Source organism: Streptomyces sp. NPDC059166 (genome assembly GCF_042755185.1).
Classification (GTDB): domain Bacteria; phylum Actinomycetota; class Actinomycetes; order Streptomycetales; family Streptomycetaceae; genus Streptomyces.
Map to the genome: position 1 here is coordinate 248114 of NZ_JBHZCI010000003.1, position 26968 is coordinate 275081.

Consider the following 26968-nt stretch of genomic DNA (forward strand, 5'->3'; position numbering starts at 1 on the left):
ACAGATGCGTCGTATGGGCCGAAGGTCCTTGGTGCTGGGCGCGGCGAGCACGGTGGCCGCACTGATGACGGCGGGTGACGCGGTCGCGGCGCACCGGCCGGGCGGTGCCCGGCACCGGCGCCACAGGGCGGAGACGGGCGAGCTGCGGGGTGTGTGGATCGCCACGGTCGCCAACCTGGACTGGCCCTCCGCGCCCGGCCTGAGCGCCGCGGCCCAGGAGGCCGAGCTGCTCGCCCACCTGGACCGTGCGGTCGAGCTGCGGCTGAACGCCGTGGTCCTCCAGGTCCGGCCGAGCGCCGACGCCCTCTGGCCCTCGTCCTACGAGCCCTGGGCCCAGTGCCTCACCGGAGTCCAGGGCAAGGACCCGGGGTGGGACCCGCTGGGCACCGCGGTGCGCGAGGCGCACGCCCGCGGCCTGGAACTGCACGCCTGGTTCAACCCGTACCGGGTCGCCAACCACACGGACCCCTCGCGCCTGGCCGCCTCGCACCCCGCCCGGCTCCATCCCGACTGGGTCCTGCCCTACGGCGGGAAGCTCTACTACAACCCGGGTCTGCCCGAGGTCAGGAAGTTCGTGCAGGACGCCATGCTCGACGCGGTGAGCCGCTACGCCGTCGACGCGGTGCACTGGGACGACTACTTCTACCCCTACCCGGTGGCGGGCCAGGTCTTCGACGACGACGACGCCTACGAGCGGTACGGCGGGGACTTCGGGACCAAGGCCGCCTGGCGCCGTGACAACACCGACCGGCTGGTGAGTGAGACCGCGGCCCGGATCAAGGAGGTCAGGAGCGGGGTCAAGTTCGGCATCAGCCCCTTCGCCGTCTGGCGCAACGCCACGACCGACCCGCTCGGTTCCGACACCGCGGCCGGAGTGCAGACCTACGACGACCTGCACGCGGACACCCGCAAGTGGGTCAAGGAGGGCTGGATCGACTACATCTGCCCGCAGGCCTACTGGAACATCGGCTTCGCCGCCGCGGACTACGCGAAGCTGGTCTCCTGGTGGGCCGGGACCGTCCGTGGCACAGGCGTCGGGCTGTACGTCGGAGAAGCGCTCTACAAGGCCGGTGACCCCGCCCAGCCGGCCGCCTGGCAGGATCCCGCGGAACTCTCCCGGCACCTCGACCTCGCGGCCGGTCACCCGGAGGTCGGAGGCCACGTCTACTTCTCGGCGAAGCAGGTGAAGTCCGACCCGATCGGGGCGATGGCGAGGGTGGTGGCCGACCACTACCAGGCGAGGGCCCGCACACCCGGCTGACAGCGCCCTCACGCCCGGCTCAAACCCCCGCCGGCCCGGCCGGGCGGCACCGTGCGGCGCGTGCGCCGGGAACCACTCGTGCTCCCGGCGCACACACGTCCGCGCGTCCTACCGGCCCTGGTCCTCGGGGGCCTTGTGCTGGACGACGCTGTCCGGACCGGGGGATCTGATCGATTCGTGCCCGTCCTCGAAGCGCAGCCGGTACGGGGGCCCGCCCCCGTCACCGAGTACCTCGACGATCTCTGCGACCCTGTCGTGCTGCCCCACGGTCCTGCCGTGAGTCAGCAGCCGGTCGCCGGTGTGTGCCTCCATCGGGAGTGACCTCCTCACGCGTGGCGGTCCATGTCGACAAGTCTATGACCGTACGGGCGCACCGGCCCCCGTACGGCGTGTGCCGCCCGCGCTCTGGGTCACGGCGATGCAGACCAGCACGGCCACCGCCGCCACCGGGGCCGCGGGGGACACCTCCTCGCCGAGTGCGAGGAACGACCAGACCAGGGTCAGCAGCGGCTGTGCCAGCTGGAGCTGGCTGGCCCGGGGCACCCCGATCTGCGCCATGCCCCGGTACCAGACGTACAGGCCGAGGAAGGTCGACACCACGGCCACCCAGACCAGGCCGATCACGCCGTGAGCCGTGAGGTGGACCGGTTCGGACCGCAGCGCCACGGCCGCCCCGGCCGACGAGAGCGGCAGGCAGAGGACGAGCGCCCATCCGATCACCTGCCAGCCCGGCATCACCTGGGCCAGTCTGCCGCCCTCGGTGTAACCCGCCGCGCAGACCAGCAGGGCCGCGAAGAGGTACAGATCGCTCCGCGAGAGCGCCCCGCCGCTCTGCTGGACGGTGAAGGCGATCACCACGGCCGCACCGGTCAGCGCCGCGGCCCAGAAGGCGCGCGGGGGGCGGGCGCCGGTACGCAGCGCGGAGACGAGTGCGGTCGTCAGCGGCAGCAGGCCGACCACGACGGCCGCGTGCGATGTCGTCGAGGTCTGCAGGGCGAGCGAGGTCAGCAGGGGGAAGCCCACCACCACCCCGCCCGCGACGACGACGAGACCGGCCCGGTGGCGGCGCTCGGGCAGGGGGACCCGGCCCGCGAGCAGCGCGCATCCGGCGATCAGCGCGGCCAGCACGCTCCGCAGCGCGACCAGGGACCAGGGGCCGAAGCTCTCCAGGCCCCACACCGTCGAGGGGAACGTCAGTGAGAAGGCCAGGACGCCGAGCCCGGCGAGCACGACACCGCTGCCCGGACCGCGCCGGTGCGCGGAGGCTCCGGTCGTATCGACCGCTATCGGTGACCGAGTGGTAGCGCTATTCTCTGCTCTCATGCAGCAGCGTAGCAGCGCCGCCGAACTAGTGACTTCCCTGCGGGCCGAGGTCAACCGCTACTCGCCTGGTGGAAAGCTGCCGTCCAGTCGTGCGCTGGTCGAGCGCTTCAACGTGAGCCCGGTGACGGTCTCCCGGGCGGTCGCCCAGCTCGTCGCGGAGGGGCTGGTCGTCACCCGGCCCGGATCAGGCGCCTTCAGGGCCGAAGTGCGCCGAGCCGCGCCCGTCGCGGGGGACACCTCCTGGCAGGAGGTGTCCCTGAGCGGTGACAGCGGACCCGAGGTCGTACCGCGTACGGTCGACGCCTCAGGCGTCCTCGTGACCCTCGACGCACCGCCGGCCGGGGTGATCGAGTTCAACGGCGGTTACCTCCACCCCGGTCTGCAGCCGGAACGCGCCCTGGCGGCCGCACTGGCCAGGGCGGGCCGCAGGCCGGGCGCGTGGGGCAGGCCGCCCACCGACGGGCTCCCCGAACTGCGCGCATGGTTCGCCAGGGAGATCGGGGCCACCCTCACCCCTTCGGACGTCCTGATCACCGCGGGCGGCCAGAGCGCCCTGACCACCGCACTGCGGGCGCTCGCCCCGCCCGGTGCCCCCGTCCTCGTCGAGTCGCCCACCTATCCCGGCATGCTGGCCGCCGCCCGCGCCACCGGGCTGCGCCCGGTGCCGGTGCCCGTGGACGAGGACGGGGTGCGGCCCGAACTGCTCGAGGACGCCTTCCGCACCACCGGGGCCAGGGTCCTCGTCTGCCAGCCGCTCTTCCAGAACCCCACCGGCGCGGTGCTCGCCCCCGGGCGGCGCGAACGCGTCGTGCGGGCGGCGAGGAACGCCGGCGCCTTCGTCGTCGAGGACGACTTCGCCCGCCGGCTCGTCCACGCGGACGCCGGGCCCCTGCCCGAGCCTCTCGCCGCCCACGACCCGGACGGCGTCGTCGTCCACGTCCGCTCCCTCACCAAGGTCACCTCTCCCAGCCTGCGTGTCGGTGCGCTGGCCGCCCGTGGCCCCGTCCTGGAGCGGCTGCGCGCCATCCAGGTCGTCGACAGCTTCTTCGTCCCGCGCCCCCTCCAGGAGGCGGCCCTCGAACTGGTGGGTTCCCCTGCCTGGGAGCGCCATCTGCGGACCGTCGCCGCCGAACTCGCGGACCGTCGTACGGCGATGACCGCGGCGGTGCGCACCCACCTTCCTGAACTCGCCCTGGCGCACGTACCGTCGGGCGGCGGCACGCTCTGGCTCAGGCTGCCCGGCCCTGCCGCGCGCGAGTCCGCGCTGGTGTCGGCCGCTCTGCGGGCCGGTGTGGCCGTCGCACCCGGCCGCCCCTACCACTGCGCCGAACCCCCGGCCGGACACATCAGGCTGAGCCATGCCGCCGTGTCCGGCCCGGCCGAGATCGCCGAGGGGGTGCGCAGGCTCCGTGAAGCCGTCGACGGACTCGGGGCCGCGGGAGATAGCCTCCCCGGATGAGCGACGACAGCATCGGCGGGACCTTCGCGATCTCCTTCGACCCCGCACGGATCGACGCCGCCCGGGTCCATCACTGGCTGTCCACCGACGCCTACTGGGCCCTCGGGCGGACCAGGGACCAGCAGGACAGGATGATCGCCGGTTCCCTCAACCTCGGTGCGTACGACAGCGCCTCCGGCGAACAGGCGGCGTACGTCCGGGTGGTGACCGACCGCGCGTCCTTCGCCTGGATCTGCGACGTCTACGTCGACCGTCCCGCTCGCGGACAGGGGCTCGGCACGCGGCTCGTCACCGCGGTGCGGGACGAACTGGCCCCGCTGGGGGTGCGCCGGTTCGTCCTGGCCACCAAGGACGCCCACGGGGTCTACGCGAAGCTGGGGTTCACCCCGCTCGCCGAACCGGACATGTGGATGGCACTGCAGATGGGCTGAGACGGCCGCGCAAGGCCGAAGGGGCCCTCTTGACCGGCGCGGCGCCTGGCCCCACGATCGCGCCCATGAGTGTTCGGGTGTCCCTGGTCGCCGCGGCGCGCAGCTCCGCCCTCCTCGCCGAGCGGTTCGACGACGACCGGCCGCTCGACCACGCCGGCTGGCGTGAGGTCCAGCTCGCCGCCCGCACCCTGGTGGGCCTGGGCGCCGCCGAACTCCGCTACTGCTCGCCGACACCCCGCAGCCGTGCCACCGGCGACGCGCTCGGCTTCGCGCCCCTCGTCCAACTCGCACTGCGGGACTGCGACATGGGCCGCTGGCGCGGTCTGACCCTCTCGGAGGTGGCCGCCAGGGAGCCGGCCGCGGTCGATGCCTGGCTCGCCGACCCGCGCTCCGCCCCGCACGGCGGTGAGTCCCTGCTGGCCTTCATATCCCGGGTGGGGTACTGGCTCGACACCCGGCCGGTCGAGGACGGGGCGCTGGTCGCCGTCGCGGAACCCGCCGTCGTCCGCGCCGCGCTGGTGTACGCCCTGAAGGCCCCGCCGTCGGCGTACTGGAACGTCGACGTCAGACCGCTCTCCACCGTCACCATCACGGGCTCACCGGGCCGCTGGAGCCTGAGCTTCGAGGCGCTCGGCCACTGAGCGGCGGGCACCCGGGGCCGCCGTCGATCACCCGGCGGGGGGAAGGGGGTGCCATGCGCCTTCCCGCCGGTCCGACCAGTCGGTATGGTGCGTGCCATCGAGACGAGGAGAGACCCGTGCCGCAGATCCATGGCCACTGTGACGACCGGTTCGCCGCGGTGCGTGACGCCTTCGAGGCCAACTTCACCGAGCGGGACGAGCTGGGGGCGGCGGTCACCGTCCTCCTCGACGGCGCTCCCGTCGTGGACCTCTGGGGCGGCTGGGCCGACGGCGCCCGTACCCGCGCCTGGGAGCGTGACACCGTCGTCAACGTCTGGTCCACCACGAAGGGCCCGACCGCGCTCTGCGCCCATGTCCTCGCCGACCGGGGCCTGCTGGACCTGGACGCCCCGGTGGCCGCGTACTGGCCCGAATTCGCCTCCGAGGGCAAGGAGTCGGTGCGGGTGCGCCACCTCCTCTCGCACCGGTCGGGTGTCGCGGGCCTGCGCGACCCGCACACCCTGGCCGAGCTCTACGACTGGGAGACCACCACGGCCCGCCTCGCGGCCACCGCCCCCTGGTGGGAGCCCGGTACCCGCTCCGGTTACCACGCCATCTCCTACGGCTTCCTCGTCGGCGAGGTCGTCCGCCGGATCACCGGGCTGCTGCCCGGGGAGTTCCTGCGGCAGGAGATCACGGACCCCCTCGGCATCGACTTCAGCGTCGGCCTCCCTGAGAAGGACGCCGGACGGGTCGCCGAACTGGTGCAGCCGAAGGCGGTCGCACGCGAACAGGCAGCCCTCTTCGCCCTGATGGAACCGGTGGCCGTCGCCTCGCTGCTCAACCCCGGTACCGGCATCGCTGCAGCCAACACCCCCGAGTGGCGGGCCGCCGAGATCCCCGCCGCCAACGGACACGGCACCGCCCGCGCGGTGGCCGCCCTCTACGGCATCGTTGCGGGACGCGGCAGCCTCGACGGCCGCAGGATCCTCTCCGAGGAGGCCGCCGAGCGGATCCGCGAGGGGCAGGGCCCCTGCCGCGACCTGGTGCTCGGCGCGGGTTTCACCCATGAGACCGAGCTCGGTCTCGGTCTCTGGCTGAGCGGCCCGAACGGTTCGTACGGCCCCAACCCGCGCGCGGTCGGCCACGACGGGGCGGGCGGCTCCTGCGGGCTCGCGGACCCGGAGGCCGGCGTCTCGATCGGTTACGTCATGAACCGGATGGGCCCGCACATCGCCGACGACCCGCGCAAGACGGCCCTGGTCGACGCCGTGTACGGGGCCCTCGGGACGGATCGCTGACCCGACGCGGGCGCACCAGGGGCGCCCCGCCGCCCGTCAGGGCCGGCGGCGGGGCTTTCCGCGCCTGCCGGCGGCTCCGCCCTTGCCGCCCTTGGGGTTCTTCGCGGAGCCCGCACCGCCCCGGGGCGTCCCGCCGGCCGCGGCCCTGCGCGGGGCCCCGCCCTTCCCGCCGCCCTTCTCGCTGCGCCCGGCCCTGGGCTGCGGCGGTGTCGGGGGCCGGCCCCGCGTGCTGTTCACGGTCCGCCCCCGGACGATCCCGATGAACTCCTCCACCAGGTCCGTCGTCTTCTCCTCCGGCCACGACAGGGCGATGCGCGACTCGGGCGCACCCGTCAGCGGGCGGTAGGTGAGGTCCTTGCGGTGGTACAGGCGGGCCAGGGACTGCGGGACGACGAGCAGGCCGATACCCGCGGCCACCAGCTCGATCGCGTCCTCGGTGGTGGCCGGCCGCTCGAAGGCGGGGCGGCCCGGAGGGCGCTCCCAGCCGAGGGTGTCGTCCAGGGGATGCAGCAGGATCTCGTCGGCCAGGGCCTCGACCGGCATCTCCTCGACGGCGGTCGCCTCGTGGTCCTTGGGGACGACGACCACGGTCGTCTCCGTGTAGAGGGGGATGGCGCTGAGGAACGTGCGGTCGACGGGCAGCCGCAGGAACCCGGCGTCCGCGCCCCCGTCACGCAGCAGCCCCTCGGCGTCCGCCGCGGGTACGCCGACGAGGGTCAGCGGGGTGCCGGGCAGCCGCTCGTTCCAGATCCGCACCCACTTGGTGGGGGTCACGCCCGGGACGTACGCGAGCCGGAACACGGGGGGTACTTCCGAGCCTGTCACCCCGCAAGGCTACCGGCCTGGTCGGAGAGGCCGCGCACGCTCGATACCCTGGACATCATGACGTCGCACCAGACCACCCAGACCATGAAGCCCGCCACCGCGGCGAAGAAGCTGGGTGTGTACCTCGAAGCCACCCCCGCCGAGTTCCAGGAGGGCGTCGTCTCGCGCGCCGAGCTGAACGCGCTGCAGTCCGACCCGCCGCAGTGGCTGCAGGACCTGCGCCGCACCGGACCGCACCCGCGGCCCGTGGTCGCATCCAAGCTCGGCGTCTCCATCGCCGGCCTCGCCCGCGGCGGCGTGACCGAGCCGCTCACCACCGAGCAGATCGACGCCCTGAAGCAGGACGACCCCGAGTGGCTCCGGAAGGAGCGCGCCACCCAGGCCGAGGTCCGCAAGGAAGCGGTGCGCATCAAGGAGCGCAACGCCGCACGTGCGGAGAAGGGCTCCCGCGACTGAACCGAGAGGTGCCGCCGGCCTCGCCCGATCCCCGAGCCCGGGCGGGGCCGGAGCCTTCCGGTGGGGCTACTCGCCCGTGTAGAAGGCGATCGTCGCCACGGTCGTCGCCGTCACCGTCTCCGGATCCGCGCCCGAGGCCGCGAAGGCGCGCCCCCACTCCTCGCCCGACCGCGCCACGAAGGCCTTCGCCTCGGGGGAGGACTGCCACTCGGCGGGGTCCTGGTCGAGCCCGCCGCCCTCCAGGTGCCACCCGAGCCCCAGCAGCGCCAGGTCCCAGCCGATGCCTACCGCGCCCGGACCGTACTGGCTCCGGAACTCCTCCGGGACCACGGCCAGGTGTTCCAGCTCGAACACCGTCCGGCCTTCGCCGTCCGGAGCGAGCCGCACCTCGACCTCGCTGAAGCCGGGGTCGGGGCCGAACAGCCAGGACACCCGCAGCCGCTCGGGGGCCACGCATTCGAGGATCTCGCCACCGGCGTTCCCCTCCAGCTGGTACTTCCCGCCCACCCGGAACTCCCCGGTCACCGGCAGGAACCATCGGGTGATCCGCTCCGGCGTGGTCACCGCGTCCCAGACCTCCGCGAGCGCCGCGTCGAAGCTGCGCCGGAGCAGCACGGTGCCCGCCTCCTCCTCACCCGCCCGCAGTGTCCCCACCTCGCGGTGCACCAGGCCGATCTCGTCGAGAACCCCGCTCATGGCCGCTCCTTCCCTCGGTTCACGGGCCGCCGTGCGACCCCCCGGCCATGTAACCGAAGTCCGGCCCGGCCCGCGTCACCACACGCCCGGCGCTTCGCAGGCCCTGCGAGAATGCGTGCATGAGACTGCCCCCGGACGCCTCGGACACCGCAGCGCTGGTGGAAGTCGTGCGCATCACGGCCCTCCGGCCCGGGGGCGGCGCGTCCTACCCGGGTGAGGTGCTCGCCCACTGGGTCGGGGACGAGATCACCGAGGCCTTCGCCGCCGTCACGGCCCTCCCTGACGGTGAACAGCACCGATGCGGCTTCTCGCCCGGCTGGGGCATGCGGGCGTACGAGAGCTCCCTCGACCTCCTGCTGTTCGAGGCGGCGTTCTGCTTCCGGTGCCACGAGGTCCGCATGCACGGCCCCGCCGTACCGCCCGCCCTGGCCACGCAGTTCTTCGACGCCGACGGGCCCCGGGGTCAGGCGCTCCTGGAGCGCTTCCGGGCCTCCGCCGCGCCCGGCTGAGGGCGCAGCCGCCGACGGAGTGCGGACCTGTGATCCTTCGGATGACACCCGGTTTTTGCATAACACTGCATTGCAGCGTATAGTCATGCCATCGATGAGGAGGATGTCCGATGGTGGTACGTGCGGCAGTGGCGGGAGCGAGCGGATACGCCGGCGGGGAACTCCTCCGCCTGCTGCTCACCCATCCCCGGATCGAGATCGGGGCACTCACCGCCCACTCCAACGCCGGTGAGCGGCTGGGAGCGTTGCAGCCGCACCTGAGGCCGCTGGCCGACCGGGTGCTCCAGCCCACCACCGCCGAGGTGCTCGCCGGGCACGACGTGGTCTTCCTGGCACTCCCGCACGGGCAGTCCGCCGCCGTGGCCGAGCAGCTCGGCGACGAGGTGCTCGTCGTCGACATGGGCGCCGACTTCCGGCTGAAGGACGCCGCCGACTGGGAGAAGTTCTACGGCTCCCCGCACGCCGGGACCTGGCCCTACGGCCTGCCCGAGCTGCCCGGGGCGCGTGCCGCCCTGGAGGGGACCAAGCGCATCGCGGTGCCCGGCTGCTACCCGACGGCCGTCTCCCTCGCCCTCTTCCCGGCGTACGCCGCGGGGCTGGCCGAGGCCGAGGCCGTGGTCGTCGCCGCTTCCGGGACCTCCGGCGCGGGCAAGGCGGCCAAGCCGCACCTGCTCGGATCCGAGGTCATGGGCAACATGACGCCCTATGGCGTCGGCGGAGTCCACCGGCACACCCCCGAGATGATCCAGAACCTCGGCGCCGTCGCCGGCGGGCCCGTCACCGTGTCGTTCACCCCGACCCTCGCGCCCATGCCCCGCGGCATCCTCGCCACCTGCAGCGCGAAGGCCAAGCCGGGGGTGAGCGCCGACTCGCTGCGCGCCGCCTACGAGAAGGCCTTCGCCGACGAGCCGTTCGTCGACCTGCTGCCCGAGGGCCAGTGGCCCTCCACCGCCGCCGTGTACGGCTCCAACGCTGTCCAGATCCAGGTCGCGTACGACGAGGCGGCCGGCCGTGTCGTCGTGATCAGCGCGATCGACAACCTCGCCAAGGGCACCGCGGGCGGCGCCCTGCAGAGCATGAACATCGCCCTCGGGCTTCCCGAGGACACGGGCCTCTCCACGATCGGAGTCGCGCCGTGAACGGCACGGGCGCAGCCGCCGGGCTGCAGCCGACGACGGACACCGCGCGGTCGTACCACGCGCACGAGAACGAGGAGATGAAGTGAGCGTCACGGCAGCCAAGGGATTCACGGCGGCGGGGATCGCCGCCGGGATCAAGGACAGCGGTGACCCGGACCTCGCCCTCGTGGTCAACAACGGGCCGCGCCGCGCCGCCGCGGGCGTCTTCACCTCCAACCGGGTCAAGGCAGCGCCCGTCCTCTGGTCGGAACAGGTGCTCAGGGGCGGCGAGGTGACCGCCGTCGTCCTCAACTCCGGTGGAGCCAACGCCTGTACGGGCCCCCAGGGGTTCCAGGACACCCACGCCACCGCCGAGAAGGCGGCCGAGGTCCTCCCCGGCCACAGCGCCGGCGAGGTCGCCGTCGCCTCGACCGGGCTGATCGGTCTGCTCCTCCCCATGGACAAGCTCCTGCCCGGCATCGAGAAGGCCGCCGAGGCGCTCAGCGAACACGGCGGCGAGAAGGCCGCCATCGCCATCAAGACCACCGACACCGTCCACAAGACCGCGGTCGCGGGGGGCGAGGGCTGGACCGTCGGCGGGATGGCCAAGGGCGCGGGCATGCTCGCTCCCGGCCTCGCCACCATGCTGGTCGTCCTCACCACCGACGCCGACGTCGAGGCGCCCGCGCTGGACGCCGCGCTGCGCGCCGCCACCCGCACCACCTTCGACCGGGTCGACTCCGACGGCTGCATGTCGACCAACGACACCGTGCTCCTGCTCGCCTCCGGGGCGAGCGGAATCGCCCCGGACCTGGCGGAGTTCGACCGGGCCGTGCAGAGTGTCTGCGCCGACCTCGCCCGTCAGCTGATCGGCGACGCCGAGGGCGCCTCCAAGGACATCCGGATCGAGGTCGTCAACGCGGCGACCGAGGACGACGCCGTCGAGGTCGGCCGGAGCATCGCCCGCAACAACCTCCTCAAGTGCGCCATCCACGGCGAGGACCCCAACTGGGGCCGTGTCCTCTCCGCGATCGGCACCACGAAGGCCGTCTTCGAGCCCGACCAGCTGAACGTCGCGATCAACGACGTGTGGGTGTGCAAGAACGGCAGCGTCGGCGAGGACCGTGAGCTGGTCGACATGCGCTACCGGGAGGTCAGGATCACCGCCGACCTCGCCGCGGGCAGCGAGTCGGCCGTCATCTGGGCCAACGACCTGACCGCCGAGTACGTCCACGAGAACAGCGCGTACAGCTCATGAGCGCCGCGAGGAAGCACACCGCGCTGCCGAAGGCCCAGATCCTCATCGAGGCCCTGCCCTGGCTCACCCGGCACAACGGAAAGACCGTCGTCATCAAGTTCGGCGGGAACGCCATGATCGACGAGGAGCTGAAGGCCGCCTTCGCCCAGGACGTGGTCTTCCTGCGGCACGCGGGCCTCAAGCCCGTCGTCGTGCACGGCGGCGGCCCGCAGATCAGCGCACAGCTCGACAAGCAGGGCCTGGTCAGCGAGTTCAAGGCCGGACTGCGCGTCACCACCCCCGAGGCCATGGACGTCGTACGCATGGTGCTCGCCGGCCAGGTGCAGCGCGAGCTCGTCGGGCTGCTGAACCAGCACGGTCCGCTCGCCGTCGGCATGACGGGCGAGGACGCGCACACGATCACCGCCGTACAGCACCGCCCGGTGATCGACGGCGAGGCCGTGGACATCGGCCGCGTCGGTGAGATCACCGCCATAGACACCGGGGCCATCCAGGCGCTGCTCGACGACGGACGGATCCCGGTGATCTCGTCCATCGCCCGCTCCGCCGAGGACAACCACGTCTACAACGTCAACGCCGACACCGCGGCCGCGGCCCTCGCGGCGGCGCTGGGTGCCGAGACGCTGATGGTCCTGACCGACGTCGAGGGCCTCTACGAGGACTGGCCCAACAGCGACGACGTCATCAGCCGCCTCACCGCGACCGAGCTGGAGAAGCTGCTGCCCGACCTGTCGAGCGGCATGGTGCCCAAGATGCAGGGCTGCCTCCACGCCGTACGCAACGGGGTCGAGACCGCCCGTGTCATCGACGGCCGGGTGCAGCACTCGATCCTGCTGGAGATCTTCACCGACGAGGGCATCGGCACCATGGTCGTGCCCGACCACGCCGCCGCCGCACAGCCGCACGCAGAGGGGGAGTCATGAGCAACGCGGAGTACGCACAGCGCTGGCAGGGCGCACTGATGGACAACTACGGCACCCCCCAGCTGCCGCTGGTGCGCGGCGAGGGCGCCCGGGTGTGGGACGCCGAGGGAAGCGAGTACCTCGACTTCGTCGGGGGGATCGCGGTCAACGCGCTCGGCCACGCCCACCCCGCGGTGGCCGAGGCCGTGTCCCGGCAGATGGCCACCCTCGGCCATGTCTCCAACCTCTACACCGCCCCGCCGCCCATCGCCCTCGCCGAGCGGCTCCTGCAGCTGTTCGGACGCACCGGCAGGGTCTTCTTCAGCAACTCGGGCGCCGAGGCCAACGAAGCGGCCTTCAAGATCGGCCGGCTGACCGGCCGGACCCACATGGTCGCCACCGAGAACGGCTTCCACGGACGGACGATGGGCAGCCTCGCGCTCACCGGCCAGGAGGGCAAGCGCACCCCGTTCCTGCCCCTGCCCGGCGACGTCACCCATGTGCCGTTCGGCGACGTCGAGGCACTCCGGGCCGCGGTGACCACGGACACCGCGCTGCTGATCATCGAGCCGATCCAGGGGGAGTACGGCGTGGTCGTCCCGCCCGCCGGCTACCTGGAAGCGGCCCGGGAGATCACCCGGGCCACCGGCACCCTGCTCGTCCTGGACGAGGTGCAGACCGGCATCGGCCGCTGCGGACACTGGTTCGAGCACCAGGCGCACCAGGGCGTCGAGCCGGATGTCGTCACCCTCGCGAAGGGGCTCGGAGGCGGGCTGCCGATCGGCGCCACCGTCGCCTTCGGCCCGGCCGCCGACCTCCTGAAGCCGGGGCATCACGGGACCACCTTCGGCGGCAACCCCGTCGTCTGCGCCGCCGCGCTCGCCGTACTGGACACGCTGGCCGCCGACGGCGTCCTGGACGAGGTGAAGCGGCTCGGCGAGCGGATCAGGGAGGGCGTCGAGGGTCTCGGGCACCCGCTGGTCTCCCACGTCCGCGGCTCCGGGCTGCTGCTGGGTATCGTGCTCACCGGGCCGCACGCCGCGAAGGTTCAGCAGGCGGCCCAGGGAGCCGGACTCCTGGTGAACGCGCCCGCACCCGACGTCGTACGGCTCATGCCGCCGCTGATCATCGGCGACGCCGAGGTGGACGCCTTCCTGCGGATTCTGCCGGAAGCCCTCGAAGCGGCCCACGGGGACGGACGATCCGGAGAGTGACCATCCGGAGAATGAGGCGACGACGATGACCGAGGCGCAGGACGCCGACCACGGCGGGCCCGCGGTGCCGCAGACCCGCACGGCACGCCACCGCAGGATCGTGGACATCCTGAACCGCAGGCCGGTGCGCTCGCAGAGCCAGCTGGCCAGGCTGCTGTCCGACGACGGGCTGAGCGTCACCCAGGCGACGCTCTCCCGCGATCTGGACGAGCTCGGCGCGGTCAAGATCCGCAACACCGGGGGCGAGCTGATCTACGCGGTGCCGAGCGAGGGCGGTTTCCGCACCCCGCAGGCCCCGCTGGGAGGTTCGGCCAAGGAGGAGCGGATGCGCAGGCTCTCCGCGGAGTTGCTGATCTCCGCGGAGGCCTCGGCCAACCTGGTGGTGCTGCGCACGCCGCCGGGCGCCGCCCAGTTCCTCGCCTCGGCGATCGACCAGGCCGAACTCCAGGCGATCCTCGGCACGATCGCCGGTGACGACACGCTGATGCTGATCAGCAGGGACCCGAACGGCGGGCAGGCCCTCGCCGACCACCTGCTGCGGCTGGCGCAGAACGACCGCGGGCCTCAGTAGCGGGTGATCGCGGTCGGGCCGGACGCCGTCCCGACCGCGATGTGCGGACGCCGGGCCGGATCGGCCCAGCCGAGGATCCGCGCCATGGCGGCCGCCGGCACGGAGACGCAGCCGGCGGTCGCCCCCTTGCCGTCGACATGCAGGAAGATCCCGGCGCCCCTGCCGCGCACCGGGCGGTGGTAGTTGAAGCCGATGACGAGTGCGCGGGCGTACTGGGTGGGGAAGCCGACCAGGTGCTCGGCCTCGTCCGCACGGCAGTCGCCCGGCCTGGGCTCCACCCAGCGGTTGTACGCACGGGAGTCGTTGTCCTGGCACCACCACGAGTCGGCGCCGATCCGCCGGTACGGGTACCGGGTCCCGGCAGGCGTGGCGGCCGTACCGAAGGCGTACGGCACGTCGAACAGTCCGGTGGGCGTCGTGTTCGTGCCCTGGGCGCGGGTGGCGCCGTCGGCCAGGCCGCCCGCACCGAAACGGGCGGGCGCAGACCCCACGGCCACCCAGCCGCCGGCCCGCCGGTCCCACCAGGTGACGGTCCCGGTGGTGGAGGTGGTGGCGGGAGCCTCGGCGGTGATCAGCTGGGTCCCGCCGCCGGTGTCGGCCAGCCGTCCGGGGAGCGGGCGCGGCCCCGGCGGCACCGCGGCGAGCGAGCCGGCCGTCGCCAGCAGGACCGAAACCGTCACCAGGAGTCTGCGCATGCCCCGGACCGTACGGGGCGCGGGGAAGCGGCCCCACCGCGCCTGCTCCGTACGGCCCAGCGCCTCACCCGGCGGAGGGGGAGGGCATCGCGGGCAGGGGCAGCGGGACACCCGGCAGCCCGTCGATGCTGGTGGCGATGTCGGGCTTCTTCTCGAAGTAGGCGCTCAGGCTCTCGTCGTCCTCACGCCGGAAGCGGTCGGCGTGCAGGGAGCGGTCCTCGTCGTACGACATGAACGGCACCGCGTAACCGCAGGTGTCCCGCACCAGTTCGGCGGTCACCACGATGATCGCGCGGAGCCCGTGGGGGGTCGGGTCCACCCCGGGGAAGTGGTCCAGCAGACCGGGGAAGCGCGGGTCGTCACGGAAGACCGGCTCGCCGCGGCCGTGGACGCGGACGATGTTCGGCGGGCCCTGGAAGGCGCACCACATCAGGGTGATGCGCCCGTTCTCCCGGAGGTGGGCGACCGTCTCGGCGTTGCTGCCGGCGAAGTCGAGGTAGGCCACGGTCAGTTCGTCGATCACCGCGAACGAACCCCGCACGCCCTTGGGCGAGAGGTTGATCGTGCCGTCGTCACCCAGGGGCGCCGTGGCGGTGAAGAAGAGCGGCTGCTCCTCGATGAACGTCCTGAGCCTGCCCTCGATGCGTTCATGTGTTTTTCCCATGAGGGCATTCTGGTGCGGACCTTCCGCGGCGAGCCGGTGATTTCACACTCCGGGCAGTCCCCGGACGCGCGCACGGTCCTGCGCGTCCAGGAGCCGCCGCGCCGCCGTACGCGCGGCGCGTGGCCGGTCCGGCCCGAGCCGGGCGAGCAGCCGGGTCCGGTCGAGCCCGGCGGCGTACGGGAGCAGAGCCCGCGCCGCGCCCCGCACCACCGCGGGTACCGGGTCGTCGAGCAGCGGCTCCACCGCCTCGGCCCGCACGGCGTCGAGGGCCCGCAGCCCGGTCAGGGCGTGGGCGCGTACGGACGGGTGGTGGTGCGCCGTCAGGGTCTCGACGACGCCCGCGTCGTCCCGCGTACCGCACTCGCCCAGCCCGGCCGCCGCCGCGGGGTGTTCCGACGGCTCCGCGCACATCGACCGGTACAGGGGGAGTGGATCGGTGCCGCCCTGCCGCAGGACGTACCGGGCGCAGGCCCTTACGAGGCCCGACCGGTCGGCCAGGTACGCGGCCGCCTCGCCGTGGCGCCCCGTGCGGCGCAGTCCGGTCACCCCGGTGGCCCGGACCTGCGGTGACCTTGCCGACAGCAAGGGCCTGACCACGGAGTCGAAGCCCTCCCCGTCCGGGGTCAGGGCGAGCGCCGCCTCCGCGCAGATGACCTGGAGCCGAGCGTCGTCCCGGGCGCCGGCGGCGGTCGCGGCCAGCTCGGCCGCGCTCAGCAGCCGGCGGTCGACGGCGACGCGGTGCGCGAACCTGCGTACGGCCCTGTCACCGCTCTCCAGCAGTGGCCTGACATCGTCCGCCGGGCACTCGCGCAGCGCGCCCTCAAGCGCCGCGAGTGCGAAGCCGCCCCGGTCACGCCCGGCCAGGGCCAGGACGAGCGGTGCCAGCGGGGCGAGTTGCGCAGCGGTGGTGCCGGCGAGCAGTTCCCGGGCCCGGTCGCGGACCGGTGGCGCCCAGTCGGTGCTGCGCACCAACAGCAGGGGAAACAGGCCGGGGACGCCGGCCGCCCGCTCCAGCGCGGCCTCGCGCACCCTGCCGTTCGGGTGGCACAGGGCGAGCGCGACCAGGGGCTCCTGCGCGGCCGACGGCGGACCCTCCGGGAGTGCGCGGAGGCTGTGGCGCGTGGGGAGAGGACTCGCGCGACCGGCGCCGCGCGCACGTATCCCCGCGTCGAGTTCGGTCCAGGCCGCCGGGACGGACGTGTCCAGCGCCTCGTGGAGCGGGACGCCGCGCGCGAGGCGGTCGGCGGGTTCCTCTTCGATGTACATCCGTCCCCCGGGCGGCTCGTGTGCGGTCCGCCGAATCGTACGGGCGGACGTACGGGCGTGGCCTGCCCTTTTCCGCCCGCCCCGGATTCCGTGGTTCCGGCGACGGCGGACCGACTGCTTTGACAAAACATGCAGACCCTTGCATAGTTATGCCATACGCGATGGCGCCGTGAGGCGACGCACACCCCTTGTACTCCCGAGGAGCACGCAGTGAGCAACGGCACCGGAAACAGCGACGTACGCCTCTGGGGCGGCCGGTTCGCCGACGGTCCGGCCGAGGCGCTGGCCAAGCTGTCCGCGTCCGTCCACTTCGACTGGCGGCTCGCCCCCTACGACATCGCAGGGTCCCGCGCCCACGCCCGCGTGCTCACCAAGGCCGGTCTGCTCACCGAGGACGAGCTGGCCCGCATGATCGAGGGCCTGGACGCGCTGGAGGCCGCCGTCGCCGACGGCTCGTTCACCGGAACCATCGCCGACGAGGACGTCCACACCGCGTTGGAGCGCGGCCTCCTGGAGCGGCTCGGCGCCGACCTCGGGGGCAAGCTGCGGGCCGGCCGTTCGCGCAACGACCAGGTCGCCACCCTCTTCCGGATGTACCTGCGCGACCACGCCAGGATCATCGGCGGGCTCATCGCCGAGCTCCAGGACGCGCTGGTGGGCCTCGCCGAGGCCCACCCGGACGTGGCCATGCCCGGTCGCACGCACCTCCAGCACGCGCAGCCCGTCCTCTTCGCGCACCACATCCTGGCGCATGTGCAGCCCCTGGCCCGGGACGCCGAGCGGCTGCGGCAGTGGGACGCGAGGACCGCCGTGTCGCCGTACGGCTCCGGGGCTCTGGCCGGTTCCTCCCTGGGGCTCGACCCCGAGGCGGTCGCGGCGGACCTCGGCTTCGAGGGCGGCTCCGTCGCCAACTCCATCGACGGCACCGCCTCCCGCGACTTCGTCGCCGAGTTCGCCTTCATCACCGCGATGATCGGCGTCAACCTCTCCCGCATCGCCGAGGAGATCATCATCTGGAACACGAAGGAGTTCTCCTTCGTCACCCTCCACGACGCCTTCTCCACCGGCTCCTCGATCATGCCGCAGAAGAAGAACCCGGACATCGCCGAGCTCGCCCGGGGCAAGGCTGGCCGCCTCATCGGCAACCTGACCGGGCTCATGGCGACCCTGAAGGCCCTCCCGCTCGCGTACAACCGCGACCTCCAGGAGGACAAGGAGCCGGTCTTCGACGCGTGCGACCAGCTGGAGATCCTGCTCCCCGCCCTCACCGGGATGATGGCCACACTCACCGTGAACCGGGAGCGCATGGAGGAGCTGGCCCCGGCCGGCTTCTCGCTCGCCACCGACATCGCCGAATGGCTGGTCAAGAAGGGTGTCCCCTTCCGGGTGGCGCACGAGGTCGCGGGTGAGTGCGTGAAGGTGTGCGAGCAGGAGGGCATCGAGCTCGACGAGCTGACGGACGAGCAGTTCGCGAAGATCTCCGAGCACCTCACCCCGCAGGTGCGCACCGTCCTCAACGTGCCCGGCGCGCTCGCCTCCCGTGACGGCCGGGGCGGGACCGCCCCCTCCGCCGTCGCCGTCCAGCTGGCCGAGGTGAAGGCCGACCTGGTGACGCAGCACGCCTGGGCGACCGCGCGGGGATGATTCGCAGGCATCGCGGGCTACCTTGCCGGGAAGGCGTTCGGAACGACCGACCCAGAGGAGCCCGCGATGCCCTTCGCCCGCCTGAACCGAGCGACCACCCCGACCTCCCACATCGGGCTCGGCCTGGCCGCCGTCGGCAGGCCCGGCTACATCACCCCGCACCGCGACCGCGACCTTCCGGACGACCGGAGCGTCGACGCGCTGCGCGCACGCACCCATGAACTCCTGGACGCGGCCTACGCCCAGGGTGTCCGTTACATCGACGCCGCCCGCTCCTACGGCCGCGCGGAGGAGTTCCTCGCCGAGTGGCTGACCGCCCGCCCCGAGGCGGCGGACGTGGTCGTCGGCAGCAAGTGGGGCTACACCTACACCGGTGACTGGCGCCTGGACGCCGGGACGCACGAGGTGAAGGACCACGGCCTCGCCGCCTTCGAGCGCCAGCACGCCGAGACGGCGGCGCTGCTGGGTGAGCGCCTCGACCTCTACCAGGTCCACTCGCTGACGGCCGACAGCCCGGCGCTCGGCGACAAGGACCTGCACGCGCGCCTCGCCGAGCTCGCCGCGACCGGTACCACCGTCGGCTTCTCCGCGAGCGGTCCCGGACAGGCCGACGCCATCCGGGCGGCGCTGGCCGTGACCGTGGACGGCGAACCCCTGTTCCGTACCGTCCAGGCCACCTTCAACGCGCTGGAGACCTCCGCGGGGCCGGCGCTCGCCGAGGCCCACGAGGCCGGGGTCACCGTGATCGTCAAGGAGGCCATGGCCAACGGCCGCCTCGCCGGAACCGAGGCGCCGGCCGTCATCAGGGAGATCGGCGACGAGGCCGGGCTGGACGCGGACGCGGTCGCCCTGGCGCTCGTACTCCACCAGCCGTGGGCCGGGGTCGTCCTGTCCGGCGCCGTCACCGCCACCCAGTTGGCGGCCAACCTCCACGCGCCGCTGCTCGACCTGGACCCGGAAAGGCTGGACCGGCTGGCCGCGCTGGTGGAGGAGCCGGAGGCCTACTGGCGCCACCGTGCCTCACTGCCCTGGAGCTGAACCCGCGCCCGGGGCCGGGCCGCCCGCACGCGCCGCGCGGGTCTGCGGCCCGCCTCAGGCCCAGGCGGCGAGCACCTCGAAGTCCTCGTGCACCAGTCCCACCGCGGGATCGATCCGCCGCAGCAGGGCCTGTCCGGTGTGGTGCGCGTCGACCCAGGCCTGGTCGGAACCGGAGATCTCGTCGTCGATCCAGGCGAACGGCCTCCCGTCCGCGTAGTCGACGACGGGGCGCGTCTTCCAGTGGACGCCGTCCGCACCGGCCGGAGCGGGCGGCACGGGCCAGTCGATGTACGGCAGCGGAGGCAGCCCGATGCGGGGGCCGACCCACACGTTGGCCTCGTCCTTCCAGGTGGTGGCCCAGACCAGCTCGTACCGCGCCGCGAGTGCCAGCAGGCCGTCCCCGTGTGCCGTGCTGAGCAGCACGGGCAGCGCGGGGCCCTCCTGCCATCCCGTGGGCCGCATCCGGTGGATTGCGTAGCCCTCGGGGGCGGGGCGGTGGGCGAGAGCCACGTACGGGTTCAGCGGACCGTCGATGTCGATCAGCAGCAGCGGCTTCATGGCCCCATGGTGCCCGGTCGCCGGCCCGCCGCCGGGATGTTCACCGGTACGGCGGTGAGGGCGCCCCGAGGGAGGCCACGGCGGCCGCGTTCCCGGACGGCGTGCGCCGCTCACCCGCGGCCGCATGAGAGGTGCCCGGACGGGCCCGCCCCTTGCTGCTGCACGGCGGGGCGGGATGTTCTGGTGGGACGATGGTGTCTCATGTGGGCTAGTGTCGTCTCATGCCTCTTGATCGTGACCAGGTGCTGCGCAGTGCCGCGGCACTGCTGACCCGCAAGTCATCGGCGACCATGGACGAGGTGGCCCGGGCGGCGGGCATCGGGCGGGCCACCCTGCACCGGCACTTCGCAGGGCGGGACGCCCTGGTGGGAGCGCTCGAGGAGCTCGGGATCCGGGAGTTCGGGGCCGCGCTGGACTCCGCGTCCCTCGACGAGGGACCGGCGCAGGACGCGCTCAGGCGACTGATCGAGGCGGTGGAGCCGAGCGCGGGGCTCCTGTCCTTCCTGGTCTCCGAGAGCCAGCTCTTCGAAGGCGACGGGGTCAACCCCGGCTGGGACCGGCTGGACGCGCGGGTCGCCGCCTTCTTCCGCCGCGGACAGGAGACCGGTGAGTTCCGCATCGACCTCTCGCCGGCCTGGCTGACCGAGGCGCTCTACGGCCTGATCGGCAGCTGTGCGTGGTCCGTCCAGGCGGGGCGGGTCGCCGCCAAGGACTTCTCCTACATGATCGTCGAGTTGCTCCTGGGCGGAGCACGCCGGAGCGTGGGGGAATGAGCAGCACCTCTCAGCGGGCGGGCGTCACGGGCGACCCGCACCACCCGGGCCGATGGATCGCCCTCGCCGTCCTCGTCCTCGCCGTGCTGCTGGTCGCCGTCGACGCGACCGTGCTCGGGCTCGCGACGCCGTTCCTCAGCGAGGACCTCGAACCGACGGGAACCCAGCTCCTCTGGATCGGCGACGTCTACTCGTTCGTGATCGCCGGGCTGCTGGTCTCCATGGGCAGCCTCGGCGACCGCATCGGCCGGAAGAAGCTGCTGCTGACGGGTGCCACAGCCTTCGGGGCGGTGTCGGTGCTCAACGCCTACGCGTCCAGCCCCGAGATGATGATCGTGGCCCGTGCGCTGCTCGGCGTAGCGGGCGCCACCCTGATGCCCTCCACACTCGCTCTGATCCGCAACCTCTTCCACGACCCGCGTGAACGCAGCCTCGCCGTGGGCATCTGGGGCGCCATGGCATCCGCGGGCGCCGCGGTCGGACCGGTCGTGGGCGGACTCCTGCTGGAGCACTTCTGGTGGGGATCGGTCTTCCTGATCAACCTGCCCGTCATGGCGGTGCTCGTGGCCGTGGGCATCAGGATGATCCCCGAGTCCAGGAACCCGGCGCCGGGCCCCTGGGACCTGCCCAGTGTGGGGCTTTCCCTGGTCGGCATGGTGGCCGTGGTCTACGCCATCAAAGAAGCGGCGGCCCACGGGCTGAGCTGGGCGAACGTCGTGATCGCGGTCCTCGGGATCCTGGCCCTGGTCTGGTTCGCGCGCCGCCAGCTGAAGCTGCCCGCCCCGCTCCTGGACATGCGGCTCTTCCACCACCGCGGGTTCTCCGGCGCGGTCCTCGCGGACCTGCTCACGATCCTCGGCCTGTCCGGGATCGTCTTCTTCCTCTCGCAGTTCCTGCAACTGGTCCAGGGCCGCGGACCGCTCGAAGCGGGACTCGCGGAACTGCCCGCCGCGGTCGGCGCGGTGACGGCCGGGCTCCTGGCGGGCCGGGTCGCGCGCCGCTGGTCGGTCCGGTCCGTCGTCGCGGGCGGCCTGGGGGCGATCGGGGTGTGCCTCGCCGTGGTCACGGTGATCCACAAGGAGACCGGCTACCCCCTGATCGGCGCGCTTCTCCTGGTGGTCGGCGTCGGCGCGGGCTTCGCCTTCACCGTCACGTCCGACGTGATCCTCTCCAGCGTCCCGAAGGAGCAGGCAGGGGCGGCGTCCGCGGTCTCCGAGACGGCGTACGAGCTGGGTGCGGCGCTGGGCATCGCCCTGCTCGGCTCCATCGTCACGGGCATCTACCAGGGCTTCGGCACGCCGGAGGGCATTCCGGCGGCCGCCGTGGAGAAGGCACACGAATCACTCGGCGGGGCCGTGGAGACGGCCGAGCACCTTCCCGCGCAACAGGGGCAGGAGCTCGTCCTCGCCGCCCAGGAGGCGTTCGTCAACGGACTGCGGGTGTCGGCGGCGGTCGGCGCGGTGGTGCTCCTCGCCACGGCGACCACGGCGTGGTTCCTCCTGCGCGGGCAGGAGCTCGAGGAGGGCATCATCCCGGACGAATGAGAGCGCCGGGGGCGGGGCGTGGCCCCGGGCGGCGCGGGTCAGGCGGCCTTGGCCTTGGTGGCGTACATGTCGACGTACTCCTGGCCCGACAGCCGCATCACCTCGGCCATCACCGAGTCCGTCACCGCCCGCAGCACGTAGCGGTCGCGGTCCATGCCCTCGTAGCGCGAGAACTCCATGGGCTCGCCGAAGCGGACCGTCACCTTGCCGGGGCGGGGCAGACCGGCGCCGCCCGGCTGGAGCTTGTCGGTGCCGATCATCGCGAACGGCACGACCGGCGCGCCGGTCATCAGGGTCAGCCGCGCGATACCGGTGCGGCCGCGGTAGAGGCGGCCGTCGGGGGAGCGGGTGCCCTCGGGGTAGATGGCGAAGGCGTTTCCCTCCTCCAGTACCCGGCGGCCCGTCATGAGCGCCGCCACACCGCCACGCCCGCCGTCCCGGTCCACCGGGATCATGCCGCAGCCGGTGAAGAACCACGCCATCAGCCGGCCCTTGACGCCCTTGCCGGTCACATACTCGTCCTTGCCGATGTAGAACACCGGACGGTCGCAGCAGATCGGCATGATCATCGAGTCGATGAAGGTCAGATGGTTGCCCGCGAGGATCACCGGCCCGGTCCCAGGGATGTTCTGTACGCCTTCCACCTGGGGGCGGAAGAGCAGGCGCAGGATCGGTCCGAGCACTGCCTTGATGACCGTGAGTCGGGACAACGCATCCTCCGGTGTCGTGGCCGGTTGGCCGGTGCTGGTGTTCGCGAGGGTATGTGCAGGTGAGGACGATACTCGCGGGTACCGCCTCGCCGCACATCGGGTTCACCCGGTGGATACGCAGTGTTGACGTGTGTTTCCGCCGTGTTCGTCCACCCGCCGCCCCCTGGATGGCGTAGCTCCCTACGATCGGGCCTCGCCCGAAGGTGCCGGACATCACATGCGAGGAGCATCCATGACAGAGCGCACGCAGGACGGGCCCGGCCGGCGGACACTGCTGGGGGCCGCCGTCCTCGGCACGGCCGCCCTCGGTGTCACCGGAACGGCGCAGGCCGCCGGGCGTGGTGCACCGGACCGCGGGGGGAGGGGCCACGGTTCCTACCGTGACCTGCCCGTGCCCACCGTCATCGGCCACCGGGGCGCCAGCGGCTACCGGCCCGAGCACACGCTGGGCTCGTACCAACTGGCGCTCGACATGGGCGCGCACATCGTCGAGCAGGACCTCGTGCCGACCAAGGACGGGCACCTGGTCTGCCGTCACGAGAACGACATCACCGGCACGACCGATGTCGCGGAGCATCCCGAGTTCGCGGGCCGCAGGACCACCAAGAAGGTCGACGGGGTGTCGCTCACCGGCTGGTTCACCGAGGACTTCACCCTCGCCGAGCTGAAGACCCTCCGGGCGAAGGAGCGCATCCCCGCCAACCGCCAGGAGAACACCCTGTACGACGGTCGTTGGCAGATCCCCACGTTCGAGGAGGTCCTGCGCTGGGCCGACACGGAGGGCCGCCGGCGCGGCCGGCCCGTATGGCTCTACGTCGAGACCAAGCACCCCTCCTACTTCCGCGGCCTGGGGCTCGGCCTGGAGGAGCCACTCGCCAGGCTGCTGCGCCGGTACGGCCGCCACCGGGCGGACTCCCCGCTGATCCTCCAGTCCTTCGAACCGGGCTCGGTGCGGCGGCTCGCGAAGCTGGTCTCCACCCCGCGGGTCGTCCTGCTGTCCGGCCCGAAGGAACGGCCCTGGGACTTCGTCGAGTCCGGAGACCCCCGGACGGTCGCCGACCTGGTGAAGCCGGAAGGGCTGAAGTGGATCGCCTCGTTCGCGCAGGGCATCGGGCCCACGCTGGACCTGGTCATCCCCAAGGACGCCGCCGGCAGGCTGACCACCCCCACCTCCCTCGTCCGGGACGCGCACGCGCTGGGTCTGGTGCTGCACCCGTACACCCTGCGCAACGAGAACACCTTCCTGCCCGCGGACTTCCGCCGTGGCACCGACCCGAACGCCTACGGCGACGTGTTCGGCGCCGCCCGGGCGTACTTCGAGGCGGGAATCGACGGGATCTTCTCCGACAACCCGGACACCGCCCTGCTCGCGGCCGCCGACCTCGACCGGGACTGAGCGGCGGGGCCGGGCGCGTCAGCCGCCCGGCCCCCGTGCCCCGGTCGGGTGGAGCTCCCCGGGTGAGGCAACCGCCCGCGGGCGGGGAGCGTTGACGGGGCATGACTCTTCTTGATCATGATTCGCCGGGGCCGGCTCCCGCTCGGGCGCGCGCCTCGGCCTCCGCCCCGACCGGCCCGGCGCCGACCCGGGCGACGTCCACGGCTCCGCCGGGCACCCCCGCTCCCGGTCCCGGGCCCGCTCCCGGTCCCGCTCCCGCTCCCGGGAAGGGCGCGGGCGACCGGGGTCAGGCGCTGGTCGAGGCGCTGGAGGCGCTGGTGCGCGCGGAGGCCGGGGCGGAGGCCCACGCCTCCGGTTCCGAGGCCGCCGATCTCGAACAGGGTGTCTGGCTGCGCCTCCTGGAGCGCCGGTCCGGTCCGGCGGTCCCCGCCGACGCCGGCCGCTGGGTCCGTGCCGCGGTCAGGGCGGAGGCACGGGCGACCCGGCGGCGTACGCTGCGCGAACGCGGATACGCCGCGGAGGGCCCGCCGGGCGGCTGGGGGGACTGCCCCGAACGGATCGCGCTGGGCGCGGCCGAACACAGGGCGCTGCGCGCCGCGGTACGCAGGCTCCCCGGCCGGTGCCCCCGCTTACTCGAGGCGATGCTGGCTCCCCACGACCCGACCTACCGGGAAATCGCAGGGGAGTTGGGTATGTCACAGGGCAGTTTGGGTCCTATGCGTTCCCGATGCCTTGGATGTCTGCGCAGAATGCTCGCGGCTGAGGTTGCAGCTCCTGAACGGTGGGGAATGGAGCGGTAGACAACCGGTGGACAGGTGAGCGGGAGGCATGCACACATGGGCATGAGTGTGACCATCTCGGCGGCGGAAGCGCGGGACGTCGAACAGATCTTCAGGCTCCAGTACCTCTGCTTCCAGAGCGAGGCCGAGCTCTACGGCAACTACCGGATCGAGCCCCTGGTCCAGAGCCTCGAATCCGTGCGCGGTGAAGTCGCCACCGATCTGGTGTTCGTGGCCAGGCTCGGTGACGAAGTGGTCGGTTCGGTACGCGGCTTCACCGATACCGACGGCGTGGGCCGGATCGGGAAACTCTGCGTCCACCCGAGGCTCCGCAACCACGGGCTCGGCAGCCGTCTGCTGCGGGCCGCCGAATCCGGTCTGACGGACGGACGTTCGGCCACTCGCTTCCGGCTGCACACGGGGGAGCGGAGCGAGGGCAACCTCCGGCTCTACCGGAAGGCGGGCTACACGCTGGTGGGAAACACCACCGGGGGTGACGGTGTCAGGCTCGTCCTGCTGGAGAAGGACGTCCAGGCGAAGGCCTACGTGACCAGCGCCTGAACTGCCCCGCCCGGCCTCAGGCCTGACGCGCGCGGCGCAGCCAGATCATCCCGGTGACCGGAAGGATCACCGGGATGAACAGGTAGCCCATGCCGAATCCCGACCACACGGTGCTGTCGGGGAAGGCGGAAGGCTCCACCAGGGTCCACGTGCCGACGACCAGGACACCCGCGAGTTCGGCGGCGCAGCACATCAGCGCCGCCCTGCGCGCCTTCTCGCCGCCTCGCACCAGCGAGTACGTGATGAAGCCGTATACGACCGCGGCGAGGGCCGACAGGGTGTAGGCGAGGGGCGCCTTCCCGAAGTCGAGGATCATCTCGACGATCGAACGGGACGCGGCGGCGACGGTGAACACCCCGTAGAACCACACCAGTACCCGTCCGGGGCCGCTGCCGAGCTCGAACTGCTGCCTCTGCTCCGGGGCGGTCGCGGTGGGCGCGCCGGCGCGGTCGGTGTCATTCATGGTCAGTTTCCCCAGATGTCGTAGAGCCGCACTTCGAGGACGGCGAGCACGACGGCACCGGCCGCCACCGTCACCGAACCCCAGCGGGTCCGTTCCGACAGCGACAGAAGACCCGCCGCCGGTACCGTCGCGAACGCGCCGATCAGATACGCGATGAAGATCGTCATGCCCTGGTCGGGCCGCTCGCCCCGCGCGAGCTGCACGATGCCCACCAGCAACTGGGCCAGCGCCAGGACGGAGACCACGGCCATGCCGATGAAGTGCCAGTCCTTCGTGGGCTGGTCCCGGTAGGCGGCGAATCCGCACCAGGCGGCGAGGGCGAGCGCGGTCACGGCGACCGCGACCGTCAGGGCGTCGAGCATGAGGTCGAGGGTATTACGGCCCGGGAGCCGCCCGGCGTGCGGGCCCGGCACCACGTGCCCTGCCGGGGGCGGTCCGGGCAATCGTGGCCTTTGCCACAGGCGCCGGACGGCATGATCGTCTCGCTCCCCGACCGGGCATCGCCTGGGCGCCCGCGTTTTCGCTGGTCAGGGCGTTGCGTAGGGCGACCGCCGCTGCATGGACCCCCCGTCCGGACGCGTCCGCTATGCGGACATGCCGGATCCCCGGCTCGTTACGTCTGTTTTACTTGGGCCATGACCACGACGAGCTGCCGCACCCCTGCGACCGAGGCGATCCTGACGCCCGGTGCTCGTCGTATGTGTCGAATGCGCGCCTTCTGAGGGCCCCCGCCTGAGCCTCGCGCCCCGAAGCGAGACCGAGCCCGTGCCGTCCGCACCCAGCGGACCGAGCCTGCCCGGGCATGCCCCGGACCCGGCGGCCGCCGGGTCCGGGGCATGCCGAGACTCCCACCCGGCGACCACAGAGAACACACTAAACACACCAAATACCCCGTCCCGGCGGACACCACGCCCTGTAAACGACAGTGACGGA

Annotated in this window: 30 protein-coding genes; 19 read left to right on the plus strand and 11 right to left on the minus strand. The window is 72.7% G+C overall.

What is annotated here, in order from left to right; genetic code table 11:
* Positions 1 to 4 precede the first annotated feature (4 nt).
* Complete coding sequence (locus ACFXOA_RS03875) at positions 5 to 1261, plus strand: glycoside hydrolase family 10 protein (protein ID WP_385022106.1); 1257 nt, start codon at positions 5 to 7, stop codon at positions 1259 to 1261.
* A gap of 108 nt (positions 1262 to 1369) precedes the next feature.
* On the opposite strand, the gene ACFXOA_RS03880 is transcribed toward ACFXOA_RS03875, so the two are convergent.
* Both ACFXOA_RS03880 and ACFXOA_RS03885 read right to left on the minus strand, forming a co-directional pair.
* Positions 1370 to 1573, minus strand: coding sequence for a DUF1918 domain-containing protein (locus ACFXOA_RS03880; protein WP_385021996.1), 204 nt, complete (start codon positions 1571 to 1573; stop codon positions 1370 to 1372).
* A gap of 42 nt (positions 1574 to 1615) precedes the next feature.
* Positions 1616 to 2584 (minus strand): DMT family transporter, encoded by a 969-nt coding sequence (locus ACFXOA_RS03885; protein ID WP_385021999.1) that lies wholly within the window; start codon positions 2582 to 2584, stop codon positions 1616 to 1618.
* Between ACFXOA_RS03885 and ACFXOA_RS03890 the strand changes: the two genes are divergently transcribed.
* The 4 genes from ACFXOA_RS03890 to ACFXOA_RS03905 all read left to right on the plus strand — a co-directional run bounded on the left by ACFXOA_RS03890 (position 2583) and on the right by ACFXOA_RS03905 (position 6395).
* Positions 2583 to 4043, plus strand: coding sequence for a PLP-dependent aminotransferase family protein (locus ACFXOA_RS03890; RefSeq protein WP_385022002.1), 1461 nt, complete (start codon positions 2583 to 2585; stop codon positions 4041 to 4043). The two genes, ACFXOA_RS03885 and ACFXOA_RS03890, sit on opposite strands and share 2 nt — an antisense overlap.
* Entirely contained in the window at positions 4040 to 4474 is a 435-nt protein-coding gene (locus tag ACFXOA_RS03895; protein ID WP_385022005.1) for a GNAT family N-acetyltransferase, read from the plus strand. The genes ACFXOA_RS03890 and ACFXOA_RS03895 overlap by 4 nt, the downstream gene beginning before the upstream one ends.
* A 65-nt stretch (positions 4475 to 4539) precedes the next feature.
* Complete coding sequence (locus tag ACFXOA_RS03900; protein ID WP_385022008.1) at positions 4540 to 5115, plus strand: histidine phosphatase family protein; 576 nt, start codon at positions 4540 to 4542, stop codon at positions 5113 to 5115.
* A 116-nt stretch (positions 5116 to 5231) separates the two neighbouring features.
* A complete protein-coding gene (locus tag ACFXOA_RS03905; RefSeq protein WP_385022011.1) occupies positions 5232 to 6395 on the plus strand; it encodes a serine hydrolase domain-containing protein in 1164 nt (387 codons plus the stop codon).
* 36 nt (positions 6396 to 6431) lie between these two features.
* Here the strand turns inward: ACFXOA_RS03905 and ACFXOA_RS03910 are convergent, their stop codons facing one another.
* Positions 6432 to 7220: a LysR family substrate-binding domain-containing protein gene (locus ACFXOA_RS03910; protein ID WP_385022014.1), complete on the minus strand. Its 789-nt coding sequence runs from the start codon at positions 7218 to 7220 to the stop codon at positions 6432 to 6434.
* 57 nt (positions 7221 to 7277) lie between these two features.
* Between ACFXOA_RS03910 and ACFXOA_RS03915 the strand changes: the two genes are divergently transcribed.
* The gene (locus tag ACFXOA_RS03915) at positions 7278 to 7676 is read left to right on the plus strand and encodes a DUF5997 family protein (protein WP_385022017.1); all 399 of its coding nucleotides are present in this window, start codon (positions 7278 to 7280) and stop codon (positions 7674 to 7676) included.
* A 66-nt stretch (positions 7677 to 7742) separates the two neighbouring features.
* Here ACFXOA_RS03915 and ACFXOA_RS03920 read toward each other — a convergent pair whose 3' ends face one another.
* Positions 7743 to 8372, minus strand: coding sequence for an SRPBCC family protein (locus ACFXOA_RS03920; protein ID WP_385022020.1), 630 nt, complete (start codon positions 8370 to 8372; stop codon positions 7743 to 7745).
* A 119-nt stretch (positions 8373 to 8491) separates the two neighbouring features.
* Between ACFXOA_RS03920 and ACFXOA_RS03925 the strand changes: the two genes are divergently transcribed.
* From ACFXOA_RS03925 to ACFXOA_RS03950, 6 genes are all read left to right on the plus strand, one after another.
* Positions 8492 to 8881 (plus strand): hypothetical protein, encoded by a 390-nt coding sequence (locus ACFXOA_RS03925; RefSeq protein WP_385022023.1) that lies wholly within the window; start codon positions 8492 to 8494, stop codon positions 8879 to 8881.
* A 110-nt stretch (positions 8882 to 8991) separates the two neighbouring features.
* Positions 8992 to 10020 (plus strand): N-acetyl-gamma-glutamyl-phosphate reductase, encoded by a 1029-nt coding sequence (gene argC, locus ACFXOA_RS03930; protein WP_385022026.1) that lies wholly within the window; start codon positions 8992 to 8994, stop codon positions 10018 to 10020.
* An 82-nt stretch (positions 10021 to 10102) separates the two neighbouring features.
* Positions 10103 to 11257, plus strand: coding sequence for a bifunctional glutamate N-acetyltransferase/amino-acid acetyltransferase ArgJ (gene argJ / locus ACFXOA_RS03935; RefSeq protein ID WP_385022029.1), 1155 nt, complete (start codon positions 10103 to 10105; stop codon positions 11255 to 11257).
* A complete protein-coding gene (gene argB, locus ACFXOA_RS03940) occupies positions 11254 to 12180 on the plus strand; it encodes an acetylglutamate kinase (RefSeq protein WP_385022032.1) in 927 nt (308 codons plus the stop codon). Before argJ ends, argB begins: the two co-directional genes overlap by 4 nt.
* Complete coding sequence (locus ACFXOA_RS03945) at positions 12177 to 13373, plus strand: acetylornithine transaminase (RefSeq protein WP_385022035.1); 1197 nt, start codon at positions 12177 to 12179, stop codon at positions 13371 to 13373. The genes argB and ACFXOA_RS03945 overlap by 4 nt, the downstream gene beginning before the upstream one ends.
* 25 nt (positions 13374 to 13398) lie before the next feature.
* Complete coding sequence (locus ACFXOA_RS03950) at positions 13399 to 13944, plus strand: arginine repressor (RefSeq protein WP_362554330.1); 546 nt, start codon at positions 13399 to 13401, stop codon at positions 13942 to 13944.
* Here the strand turns inward: ACFXOA_RS03950 and ACFXOA_RS03955 are convergent.
* The 3 genes from ACFXOA_RS03955 to ACFXOA_RS03965 all read right to left on the minus strand — a co-directional run bounded on the left by ACFXOA_RS03955 (position 13938) and on the right by ACFXOA_RS03965 (position 16569).
* Entirely contained in the window at positions 13938 to 14639 is a 702-nt protein-coding gene (locus tag ACFXOA_RS03955; protein ID WP_385022039.1) for a L,D-transpeptidase family protein, read from the minus strand. The two genes, ACFXOA_RS03950 and ACFXOA_RS03955, sit on opposite strands and share 7 nt — an antisense overlap.
* A 64-nt stretch (positions 14640 to 14703) precedes the next feature.
* Positions 14704 to 15303, minus strand: coding sequence for a pyridoxamine 5'-phosphate oxidase family protein (locus ACFXOA_RS03960; RefSeq protein ID WP_385022042.1), 600 nt, complete (start codon positions 15301 to 15303; stop codon positions 14704 to 14706).
* 42 nt (positions 15304 to 15345) lie between these two features.
* A complete protein-coding gene (locus tag ACFXOA_RS03965) occupies positions 15346 to 16569 on the minus strand; it encodes a hypothetical protein (RefSeq protein WP_385022045.1) in 1224 nt (407 codons plus the stop codon).
* Between the two features lie 210 nt (positions 16570 to 16779).
* On the opposite strand from ACFXOA_RS03965, the gene argH reads away from it, so the two are divergent.
* Together argH and ACFXOA_RS03975 are read left to right on the plus strand one after the other, a co-directional pair.
* Positions 16780 to 18213: an argininosuccinate lyase gene (gene argH, locus ACFXOA_RS03970; RefSeq protein WP_385022048.1), complete on the plus strand. Its 1434-nt coding sequence runs from the start codon at positions 16780 to 16782 to the stop codon at positions 18211 to 18213.
* A 66-nt stretch (positions 18214 to 18279) separates the two neighbouring features.
* Positions 18280 to 19251, plus strand: a complete 972-nt coding sequence (locus ACFXOA_RS03975) for an aldo/keto reductase (RefSeq protein ID WP_385022051.1) — start codon at positions 18280 to 18282, stop codon at positions 19249 to 19251.
* A gap of 54 nt (positions 19252 to 19305) precedes the next feature.
* On the opposite strand, the gene ACFXOA_RS03980 is transcribed toward ACFXOA_RS03975, so the two are convergent.
* Positions 19306 to 19809, minus strand: a complete 504-nt coding sequence (locus ACFXOA_RS03980) for a hypothetical protein (RefSeq protein WP_385022053.1) — start codon at positions 19807 to 19809, stop codon at positions 19306 to 19308.
* 221 nt (positions 19810 to 20030) lie between these two features.
* Here ACFXOA_RS03980 and ACFXOA_RS03985 point away from each other — a divergent pair, with 221 nt between their 5' ends.
* Entirely contained in the window at positions 20031 to 20582 is a 552-nt protein-coding gene (locus ACFXOA_RS03985) for a TetR/AcrR family transcriptional regulator (RefSeq protein WP_385022056.1), read from the plus strand.
* A complete protein-coding gene (locus ACFXOA_RS03990) occupies positions 20579 to 22126 on the plus strand; it encodes an MFS transporter (RefSeq protein WP_385022059.1) in 1548 nt (515 codons plus the stop codon). Before ACFXOA_RS03985 ends, ACFXOA_RS03990 begins: the two co-directional genes overlap by 4 nt.
* 38 nt (positions 22127 to 22164) lie before the next feature.
* On the opposite strand, the gene ACFXOA_RS03995 is transcribed toward ACFXOA_RS03990, so the two are convergent.
* The gene (locus tag ACFXOA_RS03995; protein WP_385022062.1) at positions 22165 to 22836 is read right to left on the minus strand and encodes a lysophospholipid acyltransferase family protein; all 672 of its coding nucleotides are present in this window, start codon (positions 22834 to 22836) and stop codon (positions 22165 to 22167) included.
* A gap of 232 nt (positions 22837 to 23068) precedes the next feature.
* On the opposite strand from ACFXOA_RS03995, the gene ACFXOA_RS04000 reads away from it, so the two are divergent.
* The 3 genes from ACFXOA_RS04000 (at position 23069) to ACFXOA_RS04010 (ending at position 25572) form a co-directional block, all read left to right on the plus strand.
* Positions 23069 to 24232 carry a glycerophosphodiester phosphodiesterase gene (locus ACFXOA_RS04000; RefSeq protein ID WP_385022065.1) on the plus strand — a complete coding sequence of 388 codons (1164 nt, stop codon included), beginning with the start codon at positions 23069 to 23071 and terminating at the stop codon, positions 24230 to 24232.
* 293 nt (positions 24233 to 24525) lie between these two features.
* Positions 24526 to 25032 (plus strand): sigma-70 family RNA polymerase sigma factor, encoded by a 507-nt coding sequence (locus ACFXOA_RS04005; protein WP_385022109.1) that lies wholly within the window; start codon positions 24526 to 24528, stop codon positions 25030 to 25032.
* 36 nt (positions 25033 to 25068) lie between these two features.
* A complete protein-coding gene (locus ACFXOA_RS04010) occupies positions 25069 to 25572 on the plus strand; it encodes a GNAT family N-acetyltransferase (protein ID WP_385022068.1) in 504 nt (167 codons plus the stop codon).
* A 16-nt stretch (positions 25573 to 25588) separates the two neighbouring features.
* Here the strand turns inward: ACFXOA_RS04010 and ACFXOA_RS04015 are convergent, their stop codons facing one another.
* Together ACFXOA_RS04015 and ACFXOA_RS04020 are read right to left on the minus strand one after the other, a co-directional pair.
* Positions 25589 to 26035: a hypothetical protein gene (locus tag ACFXOA_RS04015; protein ID WP_385022071.1), complete on the minus strand. Its 447-nt coding sequence runs from the start codon at positions 26033 to 26035 to the stop codon at positions 25589 to 25591.
* A gap of 2 nt (positions 26036 to 26037) precedes the next feature.
* Entirely contained in the window at positions 26038 to 26397 is a 360-nt protein-coding gene (locus ACFXOA_RS04020; RefSeq protein ID WP_362554289.1) for a hypothetical protein, read from the minus strand.
* Between the last annotated feature and the right edge of the window lie 571 nt (positions 26398 to 26968).